Source organism: Chelatococcus sp. KU-N122 (genome assembly GCF_055391085.1).
Genome location: NZ_AP043981.1, coordinates 6,624,179 through 6,639,424, shown reverse-complemented (window position 1 = coordinate 6,639,424; position 15,246 = coordinate 6,624,179). Strand labels below are relative to the sequence as shown.

General features: G+C 70.0%; 10 protein-coding genes. 6 read left to right on the top strand and 4 right to left on the bottom strand.

Annotated features, from left to right (window positions below):
- Positions 1-3 precede the first annotated feature (3 nt).
- From ACZ5PO_RS30080 to glgX, 3 genes are read right to left on the bottom strand one after another with little or no spacing between them, the layout of a single operon-like run.
- Entirely contained in the window at positions 4-4,911 is a 4,908-nt protein-coding gene (locus tag ACZ5PO_RS30080; RefSeq protein WP_464186012.1) for a malto-oligosyltrehalose synthase, read from the bottom strand.
- On the bottom strand, positions 4,908-6,740 hold the full coding sequence (treZ, locus tag ACZ5PO_RS30075) for a malto-oligosyltrehalose trehalohydrolase (protein WP_464186010.1): 1,833 nt from the start codon (positions 6,738-6,740) through the stop codon (positions 4,908-4,910). The genes ACZ5PO_RS30080 and treZ overlap by 4 nt, the downstream gene beginning before the upstream one ends.
- On the bottom strand, positions 6,740-8,845 hold the full coding sequence (gene glgX / locus ACZ5PO_RS30070) for a glycogen debranching protein GlgX (protein WP_464186009.1): 2,106 nt from the start codon (positions 8,843-8,845) through the stop codon (positions 6,740-6,742). Before glgX ends, treZ begins: the two co-directional genes overlap by 1 nt.
- 314 nt (positions 8,846-9,159) lie before the next feature.
- On the opposite strand from glgX, the gene ACZ5PO_RS30065 reads away from it, so the two are divergent.
- The 4 genes from ACZ5PO_RS30065 to ACZ5PO_RS30050 all read left to right on the top strand — a co-directional run bounded on the left by ACZ5PO_RS30065 (position 9,160) and on the right by ACZ5PO_RS30050 (position 12,754).
- Positions 9,160-11,367 (top strand): glycoside hydrolase family 3 N-terminal domain-containing protein, encoded by a 2,208-nt coding sequence (locus ACZ5PO_RS30065; protein WP_464186008.1) that lies wholly within the window; start codon positions 9,160-9,162, stop codon positions 11,365-11,367.
- Between the two features lie 268 nt (positions 11,368-11,635).
- Complete coding sequence (locus tag ACZ5PO_RS30060) at positions 11,636-11,815, top strand: hypothetical protein (RefSeq protein WP_464186007.1); 180 nt, start codon at positions 11,636-11,638, stop codon at positions 11,813-11,815.
- 258 nt (positions 11,816-12,073) lie between these two features.
- Positions 12,074-12,373: a hypothetical protein gene (locus ACZ5PO_RS30055; protein ID WP_464186006.1), complete on the top strand. Its 300-nt coding sequence runs from the start codon at positions 12,074-12,076 to the stop codon at positions 12,371-12,373.
- 183 nt (positions 12,374-12,556) lie between these two features.
- A complete protein-coding gene (locus ACZ5PO_RS30050; protein WP_464186004.1) occupies positions 12,557-12,754 on the top strand; it encodes a hypothetical protein in 198 nt (65 codons plus the stop codon).
- 185 nt (positions 12,755-12,939) lie between these two features.
- Here the strand turns inward: ACZ5PO_RS30050 and ACZ5PO_RS30045 are convergent, their stop codons facing one another.
- Positions 12,940-13,584, bottom strand: a complete 645-nt coding sequence (locus tag ACZ5PO_RS30045; RefSeq protein WP_464186003.1) for a Ku protein — start codon at positions 13,582-13,584, stop codon at positions 12,940-12,942.
- A 243-nt stretch (positions 13,585-13,827) separates the two neighbouring features.
- Between ACZ5PO_RS30045 and ACZ5PO_RS30040 the strand changes: the two genes are divergently transcribed.
- A complete protein-coding gene (locus tag ACZ5PO_RS30040) occupies positions 13,828-14,310 on the top strand; it encodes a YciE/YciF ferroxidase family protein (RefSeq protein ID WP_464186001.1) in 483 nt (160 codons plus the stop codon).
- Between the two features lie 143 nt (positions 14,311-14,453).
- Positions 14,454-15,197: a trehalose-phosphatase gene (gene otsB / locus ACZ5PO_RS30035; protein WP_464185999.1), complete on the top strand. Its 744-nt coding sequence runs from the start codon at positions 14,454-14,456 to the stop codon at positions 15,195-15,197.
- Positions 15,198-15,246: the final 49 nt, after the last annotated feature.

Below are 15,246 nucleotides of genomic sequence, written 5' to 3'. Positions count from 1 at the left end.
GGCTCAGCCCTCATCGATCGTCCTCAGCACAGCAATCGGCAGAGTCTGGACAAGTTCCCCGACGGCGATGCCGCCGTCCGGGCCTGGCGCGGCCTCGCGCCCGGTGAGCACGTCGCGCCAGCGGCCAGGCGGCAGCACGAGCCGCGTGCCGGTCCAGACGTCGGTGCCGACGGGCAGGGGGCCGTCGCCCGCCAATGTGGCGACCAGCCGTGGCACCACGACGACACGGTGATGGCCGCCGGCCGAGCGGCGGAAGGCGAGACAGTGGCGGGCCTTGGGGCCCGTTGCCGGCAACGGGTGATAGTCGCCGTCGGCGTAGAGCTGCGGCGCGGCGGCGCGGTCGGCCAGCAGACGGGCCAGCACGAACTGCTTGATGCGTCCGTCCGGCCAGCGGGCGAGCAAGGCCGCCGCGTCAGGCTCCTGCTCCGCCGTATCGAGCGCACGCAGGCGGGCTGGATAATCGACCGGCCGCCGGTTGTCCGGATCGACCAGCGACAGGTCCCAGAATTCCGTCCCCTGGTAGATGTCCGGGACACCCGGCACCGTGCACTTGAGCACTGTCCGCGTCAGGCCATTGATCATGCCGAGGGCCGCGAGGCGGGTCAGCAGGGGCGCGAAGACACGAACGAACGGGCTGTCGGCGACGACGACGCCGTGGACCAGGTCGAGGGCGGCGCGCTCGTAATCCTCGTCCGGGTTGACCCAGCTGGTGTAGCGCTTGGCTTCGCGCAGCGCCTTGACGACGAAGGCCTCGAGACGGTCCCGGAAGCTGTCCCAGGCTTCGGCGTCGCCGCCGGCGGGCGCCAGCAGCTCCGTCGGCCAGGCGCCCAGCAGCGCCTGCAGCAGCATCAGCTGATCGTTGTCGTCCGGCTGCGGGCCCTCGTCGGCCTCGGCGACGAAGGGCCGCGCAATCTCCTGCCAGTCGGCGACCGCCCGCTCCCAGGCCCCGGGCATCTCCGACAGCGCCAGCAGGCGGGAGCGCGCGTCCTCGCCGCGCTTGGTGTCGTGGGTCGCGGTGGCGACCATGGCATCGGGCCACGACCGGGCGCGCGCCCGGTTCTGCTCGTGGAAGGCCGCTACGGTGATGCCGAAATGGCCGGGATCGCCGCCCACCTCGTTCAGCGCCAGCAGCCGCACGTAGCGGTAGAACAGCGTGTCTTCCAGGCTCTTGGCCATGACCGGGCCGGTGAGTTGCTGGAAGCGGCGACGGAAACGGCGGATCAGATCCGGATCGGGCCGGCCCGGTCCTTCGGCGTCGATCTCGTCGAGCAGGGCCGAGCGGATGAAATCGTGCACCGTGCGGTCCGGAAGCGCGCTGCGCCGCTTGGCGCTGTCGACGCTGCCGTCGATCAAGGCCCGGTCGTCGGGCGCCGGCTCGTCGTCGGTCAGGTAGCTGCGATAGACTGGAAAGCGGGTGATGATCTCCGTGAGCGCCAGGCGCAGGGCCGTCACGGGGTAGTCCCGCGTGCGGCGGTCGGCGTCGGCCGTGCGCTTCAGGTCGGACACCAGGCCCTCGAGCTCGCTGGCAAACGAGTTCTGGATGACCTCGCGCTTGGCGCGGCGCAGCAGGCGGTCATAGGGCCCCTCCAGGTCGGAATGGGCCCGGTAGATCCGGCTGAAGCGTTCGCCGTCGGCCGCGGCGACCAGCACGCCGTCGAGCGCATTCAGCGCGTCGTAGCCGGTCGTGCCGGCGATCGGCCATGGCCGCAGGCTTTCGCCCGGCTCCAGGATCTTCTCCACGACGATGTAGAAGCCGGGGCCGACGGCCCGCTGGAGCGCGCGCGCATAGCCTTCCGGGTCGGCGAGCCCGTCGATGTGGTCGATGCGCAGGCCCTGGATGCGGCCCTCGCGAATGTAGCGGAAGACGGTCGCGTGCATCGCGTCGAAGATGTCCGGCTTCTCGATCCTCAGTCCCGCCAGGCCGTTGATGTCGAAGAAGCGGCGGTAGTTGATGTCGCTCGCCGCCACCCGCCAATGGGCGAGGCGGTAGGACTGGCTTTCCAGCAGCCGGTGCAGGGTGCCGAAGCTCTCCGGCACCCCGGGGACGCCGTTGATCAGCGTCACGGCGCGGCCGATGGCCTGGGCGAGCGCCGGCGAGGCGGCCACGGCCGCAGCGAGACGCTGCTTCAGCTCCTCCGCCTCGGCGAGGAATGCCTGGCGCCGCTCGGCAACGGTCTCCTCGCCCATGGCCCGCAGGCGCTCGCTGATGGCGAGCACGTCCGGCGGCACCTCGCCGGCGGCGGCCGCCAGCGCCCGGTCCAGGACGACCGGATAGTCGAGGGGGCGGATCGGGAAACGGTGCTCGACGTGCCAGACGCTGAAGCTGCCCTCGCCGGCGTCGAAGGCGAGCCTGAGGTCGCCCTTCTCCAGGGCCTCGCCGTAGCGGTCGCCGAGGAACGGCACCACGACGCGGCCGCCGGCGCCCAGGCGCTGCCAGTCGATATCGAAGCTGTCGGCGTGCGGCGACAGCTCGCCCCACTCCAGCACCGAGAGCCACCAGCCGTTATCGGCACCGCCGACGCCCATGTGGTTGGGCACGATGTCGAGCACGAGCCCCATGCCGTGCGCGGCCAGGGCGTCGGTGAGGCGGACGAACCCGTCTTCGCCGCCGAGCTCGGGATTGATGGCCGCATGATCGACGATGTCGTAGCCGTGCGTCGAGCCCGGCCGTGCCGTGTGGATCGGCGAGGCATAGACATGGCTGATGCCGAGGCGGGTGAGGTAGGGGACGACGCGGACGGCGTCGTCGAAGGTGAAATCCTTGTGGAACTGGAGGCGATAGGTGGCGCGCGGCGGCGGTGCCGCCAGCACGCCCGGCCGCGGCTTGGGCCCGCGCCCCTCGGCGGCGATGGCCGAGGCCAGCTTGGCGAGCTCGCCGCCGGGGCCGGTGAGCGTTTCGATGTCGACGGCGAGCCGGCGGCGCCAGTTGGGGTGTCCCTGATCGAGGCCGGGCAGGTTGGCCTGGTTGAGCTCGAGCGCCGCGTCCTCCAGCTGCAGGCCCATCAACGACGATTGCGTGCGCGCCAGGTAGCGCACCGCCGCTTCGATCGGCGGCTCGCCGGGAGGCTCGGCATCGGGCAGCAGCTTCGCCTCGGCCAGCGCCTGCGCGAAGGCCGCGATCTCGCCGGTCCGTTCCGTCCGAGCCCGGTCGGCGGTCTCGCGATCGTAGAGCGCCAGCGTCTGGCGCAGGTCGATGTCGAGCCCGCGCCACCAGCCGGCGAAGGTCGGCAGGTCGTGGGTGGTGAGCACCGAGAGCGCCCGCGGCGGGTAGTCCTCGGGCCGGCGGAAGCGGCCGTCGCCCTCGCGCTCGAACCACAGCACGCGATAGCTGAAGACGCCGGCGTCCATGATGGCATCGGAAAAGCCCGGCGGGCCGTTGCCCAGGTCCTCGGCGATGACGAGGCAGCGGTGGCGATGGCTCTCCAGACGCAGCACCGCCATCATCGCGTCGAACGGGAAGTCGACGTAGGTGCCGGCCGAGGACGGCGCGCCTTGGGGGATGAGGAACAGCCGCCGGAGCTGGAAGGCGTGGTCGATGCGGATGGCGCCCGCATGGCGCATGTTGGCGGCGACCAGGGCGCGGAAGGCGGCGAGCCCCTGGGACGCCAGGGCGATCGGGTCGAACGGCGGCAAGCCCCAGTTCTGGCCGCCGACCGCGATCGGATCGGGCGGCGCGCCGATCGACAGCGTCGGCCCGAAGCGCTCGGGGGCGCTCCACACCTCCGAGCCGCCGCGGTCGGCGCCGACAGCCAGGTCCCGGTAGAGCCCGATGCCCATGCCGGCCGCCTGGGCCCGCTCGGTTGCGTCGGCGAGCTGCAGGTCGGCCTGCCATTGCAGCCAGGCGTGGTAGGCGACCTCCTCCGCATGATCACGGCGGAAGGCGGCGACGTCCGGCGACCTGGCGCTGCGCAGACCCTGCGGCCACTCGCCCGACCATAGCTCGCCGGCCGCGAGACGGGCGGCGAAGATGGCCTCGAAGGTGGCGTGGGCCTCCAACAGCTCGCCCTGGCCCCGCTGGAAGGTGGCGAAGGCGCGGCCGGCGCGGCGGCCGGTCTCGCGCCACAGTGCTGCCAGCAGCGGCGCCTTGACGGCCCAGACCGCCGCATGATCGATCAGCGGGGCAGCGCGCTGGGCGGCGATCGCCGCGGCAACGTCGGGCTCCGCCGCCAGCCGCGCCGCCTCCGAGCCGGCGAAGCCCTCGATCGCGGTCGGATCGATGAAGAGCGGATCGACGAACAGCCGCGACGACGGCGCGTACGGCGAGATCTTGCTGCGGTCGGCGGCGAACAGCGCGTGCAGCGGGCTGAGGCCGAGGAAGGAGGCGCCGAGCTTGCCGGCGGCGGCACCGGCGTCCCCGACATCGGTGAAGTCGCCAATGCCGAGGTCGTGCTCCGAGCGCAGGCCGTAGACCTGGGCCGTGATGCCCCAGAGCTTGGCGCCTTCGGCCAGGTCGGGCGCTTCGAAGCAGCGGCGCGGCGCGGAGATGACGGTGGCCTCGTGGTGCCCGTCCACGGCGTCGACCGCAAGATGCCAATAACCGGTGACGAGCGCCGGCAAGGCGAGGGTGGCGCCCTCGGTGCCGCCGCCGATGACGGTGCGGGCCTCGTGCACGGCGCCGCGCTCGTCGGTCAACCGGCAGGTCACCGTGCTGCCGGCGGGGTAGCGCACGGGCACCACCGTCGGCCTGGCCGCCACGGTCGGGATCAGCGCGGGCAGGGGGCCGCGCAGCAGCCGCTCAGCGCGTTCGAGGCTGTGGTGCGCCTCCGCTTCGGTCGCTGTCGGCAGGCCGAAATCGGCCAGGATGGCGCGCTGGGTGTCGATCGGCGCGGTGTTGGACTTGCCGAAGGCGTCGACATACTGCGGCCAGATGCCGACGAGCTGCGCCAGCTGCGCGACGATGGCGTCGCTCATGCGGTCGTTCCGATCAGCGCGAGCCCACCCCACGGCGCCAGCGTGGCGCCTGTTCCTCCGTCGCCGCCCTCTGCGGCCGTCTCCACCCGGCGCGACCAGATCGGTCGCGCGCCATCAATGGCGATGGTGACCGGACCCTGGCCGACATTGGCGAGGAACCGCAGCACGCCGGCCTCGAAGCGCCAGGTCACGTCGAGCAGGCCCGGCACGGCGAGGCCCTGATGGGAGCCATGGAAGCGCGATTCGATGAGCGGCTGCACGTCGCGTCGCCGCAGCGCCAGCAATTGCCGCACCTCCTCGCGCACCGTCCGGTGGCCGGGCTCGTCCGCCTCGCCCCAGTTCAGCACCGAGCGGCGGAAGGTCGCGTCGCTGGTCGGATCGGGCAGGCGCCCGCGCGCTTCGGGATCGCTGAAGGCCCTGAATTTGGCGAACTCGGCGCGTCGGCCCTCGCGCACCGCATCGGACAAGGCGGGGTCGTCGGCGAAATCGACGAAGAACTGGAACGGCGAGGATGCCGACCAGTCCTCGCCCATGAACAGCAGAGGCACCTGTGGGCAGAGCAGCAGCCCGGCCCGCGCCAGCGTCAGCTTCTCCTCCGGGACCAGTTGCGCGAGCCGCTCGCCGAAGGCCCGGTTGCCGATCTGGTCGTGGTTCTGCAGGAACGACACGAACGCCGTGGGCGGCAGATGGGCGGACGGCTCGCCGCGCGGCGCTCCGCCTTTGTGCGCGGCCGGCTCGCCCTGGTAGGCGAAGCCCTCGGCCAGCCCCCGCGACAGCCGCTCGAGCGGCCGGTCGGCGTAGTCCGCGTAGTAGCCTTCGGCCTCGCCCGTCAGCAGCGCATGCCAGCTGTTGTGGATGTCGTCGGCCCACTGTGCCGTATGCAGCACCGGCCGGGTGCGGGCGTCCCGTTCGAGCCAGCGGGCCTGGTTGGCGTCGTTCTCCAGCACCAGATGTACGTGCCGGCCGTGGATGGTATCGCGGATGCGGCGCGCCAGCTCGTCGATGAAGTGGGGGCGGCTGTCGTCCAGGATGGCATGCACGGCGTCGAAGCGAAGCCCGTCGAAATGGTACTCTTCCAGCCAGTACAGGGCGTTGTGGATGAAGAAGTCGCGCACGATGCCGCCGGACGCCCCGTCGAAGTTGATGGCGGCGCCCCACGGCGTGCGGTGCCGGTCGGTGAAGAAGGCCTCGGCATAGGTGTGCAGGTAGTTTCCGCTCGGCCCGAAGTGATTGTAGACCACGTCGAGAACCATCATCAGCCCGAGCCCATGGGCGTGGTCGACGAGGCGCTTCAGGTCCTCCGGGCTGCCGTAGACGCTGTCCGGGGCGAACGGCAGCACGCCGTCATAGCCCCAGTTGCGGCGGCCGGCGAAATCGCCGACGGGAAGCAGCTCGACGGCGGTGATGCCGAGGTCCTTGAGCTCGGCGAGCTTGGGCATGAGCGCCGCATAGGTGCCCTCGGGCGTCGCCGTGCCGACATGCACTTCGTAGAGGACGGCTTCGTTCCAGGGGCGGCCGCTCCAGCCGGTGTCGGTCCAGGTGTAGGCGCGGGGATCGACGACGAGGCTCGGCGCGTGCACGTCGTCCGGCTGGAAGCGCGAGGCTGGGTCGGGCACCTCGAGCCGGTCGTCGATGCGGAAGGCATAGCGGCTGCCGGCCGCTGCCCGCGAGGCCGCCAGACGATGCCAGCCTTGCTCGGCCGTCATCATCTCCTGGGCCTCGCCGTCGACGACGAGCTCGACCTTGCCGGCGTTCGGCGCCCACAGGGCGAAGCGCACGCCCTCGTCGGACAATTCCGCCCCGAAGGGCATGGCATGGGTGCGGTACATCAGTGCGTCTCGCCCGCCGCGTGCTGCATCAGGAGAAGCGAGCGCGGCGGCAGTTTGATGGTCTCGCCGGCGGCCAGGACCTTGGGGTCCTTGACCAGGCCGGCGGCGACCATGGTGTCGAAGATACCGACCCAACGCTCACCCGGCAGCTTCTCATCCAGCTTGAAGGGGATTTCGCGCTCGTCGGCGTTGAGCAGCAGGAGGAAGCGCTTGCCGTCGTCGGCGTCGTTGCCGAGCTGGACGCCCAGGGTGCGGCGCAGACCGTCGTTCCAATCGTCGATCGTCATCTCGCGGCCGTCCGGCGCCAGCCAGTAGACGTCGCGCAGGCCGTGGTTGCGGGCGACCGGCTCGCCGGTCAGGAACCGGCGGCGGCGGAAGGCGTCATTCTGCCGGCGCAGGCGGATCACCGCCTGGGTGAAGGCCAGCAGCTCCGGATCGAGCTTGCCGGCGCCGCGCCAATCCAGCCAGCTGATGTCGTTGTCCTGGCAGTAGGCGTTGTTGTTGCCGTCCTGGCTGCGCGAGACCTCATCGCCCATCAGCAGCATCGGCACGCCTTGCGACAGCATCACCGTGGCCAGCATGTTGCGCTTCTGGCGGGCGCGCAGGGCGTTGATCTCGGGATCGTCGGTCGGCCCCTCGACGCCGCAGTTCCAGGACAGGTTGTGGGAATGGCCGTCCTTGTTGTCCTCGCCGTTCGCCTCGTTGTGCCGCTCGTTGTAGCTCACCAGATCGTGCAACGTGTAGCCGTCGTGGGCGCAGATGAAGTTGACCGACGCCCACGGCTGCCGGCCGGTGTGCTCGAACAGCTCGCGCGAGCCGGCCATGACGCGGGCGAGCGCCGGCAGTTGCCCGGTGTCGCTCTTCCAGAAGCTGCGGAGGACGTCGCGGAATTGGTCGTTCCACTCGCTCCAGCCGGGCGGGAAACCGCCGAGCCGGTAGCCGCCGGCGCCCACGTCCCATGGCTCGGCGATGAGCTTGACCTTGGACAGCACCGGGTCCTGGCCGATGGCGCGCAGGAAACCGGCGCGCTCGGAAAACTCGTTGGGGTCGCGGCCCAGCACCGGCGCAAGGTCGAAGCGGAACCCGTCCACGTGGTAGGTCTCGACCCAGTGGCGCAGCGAATCCATGACCATTTGCAGCACGCGCGGATGGCTGATGTCGAGCGTGTTGCCCGTCCCCGTGCAGTCCCAGTAGAAGCGCGGGTTGTCCGGCGCCAGCTTGTAGTAGCTGGCGTTGTCGATGCCCCGGAACGACAGCGTGGGCCCCAGGTGATTGCCCTCGGCCGTATGGTTGTAGACCACGTCGAGGATCACCTCGATGCCGGCGTCGTGCAGGGTGCGGATCGCCGTCTTGAGGCCGACCACGCCGTCGATGCCCAGGTAGCGGGCGTCTGGAGCGAAGTAGCCGTAGGTGGAATAGCCCCAGTAGTTCTTGAGCCCCTTCTCCACCAGGAACCGGTCGTCGGCGAAGGCGTGGACCGGCAGCAGCTCCAGGCCGGTCACGCCGAGCTTCACCAGGTGCTCGACCACCGCCGGATGTCCCAGCGCCGCGTAGGTGCCGCGCTGCATCTCCGGCACGCGCGGGTGGCACTCCGTCAAGCCCTTGACGTGGGCTTCGTAGATCAGCGTGTCGCGCCAGGGGTGGCGAGGCGCGCGATCATCACCCCACTCGTGGGAGGGATCCTCCACGACGCACTTGGGCATCATCGGCGCGCTGTCGCGCCGGTCCGGGGTCAGATCGCCGCGCTGCGCGCCCGTCCGGTAACCGAACACGGCGTCATGCCAGCGGATCGAGCCCTGGAACTGCCGGGCATAGGGATCGAGCACGAGCTTGTTGGGGTTGAAGCGGTGCCCCTGGGCCGGATCATACGGGCCGTGCACGCGATAGCCGTAGAGCTGCCCCGGCCGGACGCCGTCGAGGTAGCCGTGCCAGACCTGGTCGGTGCAGCAGTTGAGCCTGATGCGCCGGATCTCGCGGCGCCCCTGGGAATCGAACAGGCACAATTCGACGGCCGTCGCATGGGCGGAGAACAAGGCGAAGTTGACGCCACGGCCGTCCCATGTCGCGCCGAGCGGCTGCGGCGCGCCGTCTTCCAGTTCATGCATGGCAATGGGTCTCAGCGAGGTGAACCGGCCGTCCGGAGGATCGGTGCGGGGCGGGATGCGCCGTGGGGATACGGCGCGGGTGGACCGCTTTCGGCGCTGTGGGCGCAGGGCCGACGAGCGTGGCGGCGGCATCCGGTCGGCGCGTCGCCACGGCATAGCGGTCGCGCCGCGACCACCGGCCGGCGTGCGCGTTCCTCTCTTGCCATGAGCAGCCCCCACTTGCCCGCATGCGAACGGAAACCATTGCGCTTCTGAAATGTTCCCCGACAGGCCCAACCGTAGCTAAGCCAAACCATTATCACGAGAGGTTGACGATGCGCTGCGCACGACGGCCGGCGTGGGGGTGGATCGCCGGCGCGGCGCTGGTGCTGGTGCTCGCGGCATCGCGAGTCCACGCGGTCGAGCTCGGCCCACGGGCGCGGGCGCTGTTCGAGCGCATGACGATCGCCGAGAAGGTCGGCCAGCTGACGCTGGTCTCGGCCGGGCCCACCTACGACGGCGTGATGCTGCCGGCCGGCCGCGTCGGGGCCGTCATCAACTTCGACGGCGCCGATGCCATCGCCGAGGTGCAGCGGGCAGCCCGCAGCTCGCGGCTCGGCATCCCCGTGCTGGCCGGCCTCGACATCCTGCACGGCTTTCGCACCATGTTTCCGGTGCCGCTCGGCGAGGCGGCGGCCTTCGATCCGGGCCTGGCCGAGCGGGTGGCCGCCTTTGCCGCGCGTGAGGCCCGTGAGGTGGGCATCCGCTGGACCTTCGCGCCCATGGCCGACCTGGCACGGGATGCGCGCTGGGGCCGCATCGTCGAGGGCTTCGGCGAAGACCCTTGGCTCGGCGCGACGCTGACGGCGGCGCGTGTGCGCGGCCTGCACGCCGGGGGGCTTGCCACGACGGTCAAGCACTTTGCCGGCTATGGAGCGAGTGTCGGCGGCCGCGACTACGACGTGGCCGAGATCCCGCCGGCGGTGCTGTGGGACGTCTACCTGCCGCCCTTCGAGGCGGCCGTAGCCGCCGGCAGCGAGACGGTGATGGCGAGCCTCAACGCGCTGAACGGCGTGCCGGCCACCGCCAATCCGCTGCTGCTCGATACGATCCTGCGCCGGCGCTGGGGCTTCGACGGCTTCGTCGTCTCCGACTGGGGCTCGATCGCGGAGCTGATCGCCCATGGGGTCGCCGCCGACGGCGCCGAGGCGGCGCGCAAGGCGATCCTTGCCGGCGTCGACATGGATCTGGCCAGTGGCCTCTACGATCGTCATCTTGCCGGCGAAGTCGAGGCCGGGCGCGTGCCGCTGGCGGTGCTGGACGAGAGCGTGCAGCGGGTGCTCCGCGTCAAGGAGCGGCTGGGCCTGCTCGATGAGCACCCGGTTGCGGTCCACGACGCGCCCCGGCAGCCGGCGCCGCTGACCGCGGAGGGGCGCGCGCTGGCGCGGGAGGCGGCGCGGGACGCGGTCGTCCTGCTCGCCAACCGCGGCGAGACGCTGCCGCTGGATGGCAACGGCAGGCTCGCCGGGCGTCGCGTTGCGGTGATCGGCGGGTTGGCGGCGAGCGCCGTCGACCAGATCGGGCCGCATGGTGCCGACGGACGGGAAGCGGACGTGGTGACGCCGCTCGAGGGCCTGCGCCAACGGGCCGAAGCGGCCGGAGCCGTCCTCGCCTATGCGCCGGGCTGCGATCCCCTATGCCGCTCGACGGACGGCTTCGCCGCAGCCGTCGCCGTGGCTGCGTCCGCCGATGTGGTCGTCGCCATGCTGGGTGAGCCGCAGGAAATGACGGGGGAGGCGGCCTCGCGCACGACCCTGACCCTGCCGGGCGACCAGGCCGAGCTGCTCGACCGCCTGATCGCCACCGGCCGGCCGGTGGTGCTGCTCCTGGCCGGAGGCCGGCCGCTCGAGCTCGGCCCGGCTGCCGACCGGGTCGCGGCCATCCTGATGACCTGGTTTCTCGGCTCCGAGGCGGGTCACGCCATTGCCGACATCCTGTTCGGCGACGCCGCCCCCGGCGCCAAGCTGCCGCTCACCTGGCCGCGCCGGGTCGGGCAGGTGCCGATCTACTATAACGCCCTGCCGAGCGGCCGGCCCCACCAAGCGGACAACCGTTTCACCATGCAGTATGTCGACGGCGACCGCACGCCGCTGTTTCCGTTCGGCTGGGGCCTCAGCTACGGCGCCATCCACTACGCCGACCTGCGCGTCGCCCGGACCTCGCTGTCGCCGCAGGACACGCTGCGCGCCACCGTGACCGTCACCAATACGGGGCGGCGGGCCGCTCGCGAGGTCGTCCAGCTCTACGTGCACGACCTGGTGGCGAGCCGGAGCCGCCCGGTGCGCGAGCTCAAGGCCTTCGCCAAGGTGCTGCTGGCGCCAGGCGAGAGCCGCGACGTGGCGCTGTCGACGCCGGTGGCGGCGCTCGGCTTCCACGACGACGCCGGCGCATATCGGGTCGAGCCGGGCGAATTCGACGTCTTCGTCGGCGGCAATTCGCTCGCCGATCTGGCCACCCGCTTCGTTGTGACGCCGGCACCGTGAGCAGGCTCCAGGCGCTCGCCGGCAAGCTGCCGGCGCAGGGCGGCCAGTTCGGCCATGACGTCGGCTCGAGGACGACAGATGAAAAGACCAGGAGCATGTCCCGATCAGATGCGTCCATCTGATCGGGACATGCTTGCCGGGTCTTGCCATGGATCAAAAACCGCCATGGACGCTTCTGAAAGAATGACTGCTCCGAAATGCACTTGGGGTTGCAGCAATGCCGCTCAAGCTGAGGACACCGCTGGGGCCTGCGCCAGCCGATTTCCAAATGACCGACGCCACGTCCGGTCGGATGGTCCACGTCGTTCTGGAAGCGGGCGCAGCCGCCAAAGCCCGCCAGCGGGGGCTCGACGAATGCGACATCGTCCATATCGCGAGTGGCAAATACGACCGCGGGCATCCCGCGGATGATCGCCTCGTGATCACCGCAGACGACATTCCCGGTTAAAGCATTTTCGCCATTGGACGAGATCATCCAATGGCGGAGACATGCGCCAACTCTCCAGATCTGGAGCGGTGCCTGCGCCCGAGACCAAATCCGGCCCGAAAGCAAGCTCCCGGGCAAGGGTCGCTGCGTCCGTCGGCACCGGTATCACTTTCTGAGTAGCTCTCTCACTACAGCGCTAAGCCTTTGTGAGAATTGCGTCATTTAGGTAGCGGCAACACCCTCTCACTGCTTCGCATGCAGTCCTGGGGGGAGAACCACATGCCGCTCGAGCCGACAGCGAACTCGATGGAGATCGGGCTGGATGGCCCATTCCTGATGAGGGATACCGAGAGCGACCGGTCGTATGTCGTGACCTTCAGCCGGGACGCCTGCGCACGCATGCGGGAGCTGAACTACACCAGCGAGGACGACATCGTCCGTATCGCCAGCGACAAATTCGACCACGTGCCTACGAACTGGAGCGCACTGGAAATCCTGCCCAACGACATACCTGGTCGGGTCATCACCCTGGAGCTGCCGTTGCCCGGCGCCGCGTCGACCCCCGACACGCGCCGGTGACGATGGAGCGGACTCGCTCATTCAACGCGCAGATCTCTTTCCAAGGCATCGGTCGGTCCTCCCGGCCGCCGACTCCAAGAGAACTGTCGACCATCTAACCGGTCTCGTCTGGGTTCGGTCCGGCTGGGACGCACCGGAACCGCGTTCCTCCGCTCGCCGTTGGTTCCCACAACGGAGACCGCGATGAGCCCACAGCCCAACTCGCCCTACGATCCCCAGCCTTCGCCGCCGCAGCCGGCGCCGCCGCAGCCCCCGCCCGGGCATACGCCCGAGGAGATCCCGGCGCCGCAGCCGATCGAGGTACCGGTTACCGATCCTGACCAGCCGCCGGCGGTTCCGGAGCCCCCGGACCCGGGTCCACGGGCGAGGTCGTTCGATTGAAAAGAGTGATTACAATTATTTGAGCCTGAAGCGCTTCTCTTGTGCGCTTCTGGCGTGATTGTGTGGTTGCAGCGCCGGCCACAATAGAGATGATCTAGTATGGTGGATCTGAAGCTCCTGCTCCCGCATGGCATCAGTGTTCAAGATCTTCAGATCGATTAAGCCACACTCGAATCATAGAGTTGCTAATGCGGCTTGCCGCGGCCCCGGCCGGCACTCCCGGGCGGGGAAGTGGGGGCGGCCCCTCGCCGCAGCACATCGGCGGGGTCGAGCGGGTCTCGCGAGGGCTCGATGTCCTCGATCTCGCCGAACAGCGTCTCGTCGCCGCGCACCTCGCAGCCGTAGCGGAGCAGCGTGACCAGCAGGCCCTGTTCCCGCGGCTCGAGTAGCACGACGCGCTCGCGGCCGTGCAGCATCGTCCGGCCGACGGCCGCGACATTGCGCCGGCGCATGGCCTCGCACAGGATGGCGAAGGTCTCGGCGGCGGCGGGCCCATCCGGTGCCGCGTGGTAGGTGCCGCCGAGGTAGGCCTCATCGACCTCGCCGCGTGGCACGAAGCTTTCGATGACGAGCACCTCGTCGCCGTCGAACGTCGTCTCGGACAATTCGATGGTGCGGCCGCGCCGAGCATTGTCGCCGCGGATCCGCCTGACGACCTCGGCCAAGTCGCCGCAGTCGCCCTCGGCTCCCTCGCGGCGCAGATGGTGACTGGTCTGCTCGTCGCGCATTCGAAGGGCGATACGCTCGCTCCACGTCGACGTGGGATAGAGCGCGACAGCGCAGCTCACCTGGGACAGTCTGAGGTAGCCCTTCCAGCTTGCACGCAACATGGCGCGTCCCTTCCACCGGTAGCGAGACCTTGGCGGCGGCCTCGCCAAGGGAGCGCTCGAACCCGTTCCGGCGCAAGGAACATAAACGTGTGCAGCCGCTTTAGCTGGTGCAGGATCGCACGCCTTCGGGCCGCGCCGCGCCAACTTCATCGATTGCTGCTGACACCTCCGGCGGTCACCCGTCGTTGCCGTCGCGCGCCCGGCGCTCGGACGATCCTGCGCCCATCGCACGAGGAGGCCGTCTTGAAAGATCTGAACGAGCTGTTTCTGCATACCCTCAAGGACGTCTACCATGCCGAGAAGCAGATCCTGCGCGCGTTGCCCAAGATGGCGCGCGCGGCGTCGTCGCCCGAGCTGAGGGCGGCGCTGGAGCACCACAAGGAGGAGACCCAGGGTCAGGTCGAGCGCCTGGAACAGGTCTTCGAGCGCCTCGACAAGCGGGCGCGCGGTGTGCCCTGTGAGGCCATCCAGGGTATCATCGAGGAGGCCAAGAGCCTCATGGAAGAGGCCGACGAGCCGGAGGTCCGAGATGCCGGCATCATCGCCGCGGCTCAGGCTGTGGAGCACTACGAGATCGCCCGCTACGGCACGCTGTGCGAATGGGCGGCCCAGCTCGACCACAACGACGCCAAGACCCTCCTCGGGCAGACCCTCCAGGAGGAGAAGAACGCCGACGCGGCGCTGACCAAGCTCGCCACCGCAAAGGTCAACAGGAAGGCAGCCTGACCCGTCGCATCACCGCGGGCGGAGCATTGTGCGATCGACGGTGATCGGCGATGCTCCGCCCCTCTCCGTTCCGGACGGGCTCGCGAGGGGGTAGTCCCCGGCCCGCCGCGGCGGTGCCTTGCGTGAGACGGTGAAGAGGCTGCATGACGCAGATTGTCTACGACCTGGATGCGGTCGGGCTGTTCCTGGATATCGACGGCACCCTCCTGGATATCGCGGCCAAGCCGAACGAGGTGATCGTTCCCGACGATCTCGTCGGCGATCTGGCGACCCTGTCCAAGCAGCTGGATGGGGCGCTGGCGCTCGTGAGCGGCCGCACCATCGCCGACATCGATTCTCTCTTCGGCGACCTCAAGCCCCGGGCCTCCGGCGCCCATGGCGCCGAGCTGCGCATCAATCCCGGCGGCCGCGTCGAGGTTGCGACTCGGCCGGTCCCCGACGCCCTGCGCGAGGACCTGGACGACCTGGCCTCGCGCAACAAGGGGGTGATGATCGAGGACAAGGGCGTGTGCATTGCGGTGCACTATCGCGAAGCGCCGACGCTGGGCACCGCGCTGCACCAGGCGCTCGCGGCCATCCTCGATGGCCTCGGCGATCCGGGCCTCGGCATCCTGCCCGGACGGCTCGTCTACGAGGTCAAGCACGTCGGCCACGACAAGGGCACGGCCGTTCGCGCCTTCATGGCGACGTCGCCGTTTCACGGCCGACGTCCGATGTTCATCGGCGACGACGTCACCGATCAGGCCGGTTTCTCCGCAGCCCAGGCCTGCGGGGGCTTCGCCTATTCGGTCGGGCGCGACTATCCGGGCGTGAAGCGCGGCTTCGACACCCCGGCCGACGTGCGGGCCTGGATCGGCGCCACCGTCGGAAAGGCCCGGGCGGCCTGAAGACAATGCGGCAGGATGACGTCCCGGGAAGGAAGCCCGTGACAAAGGC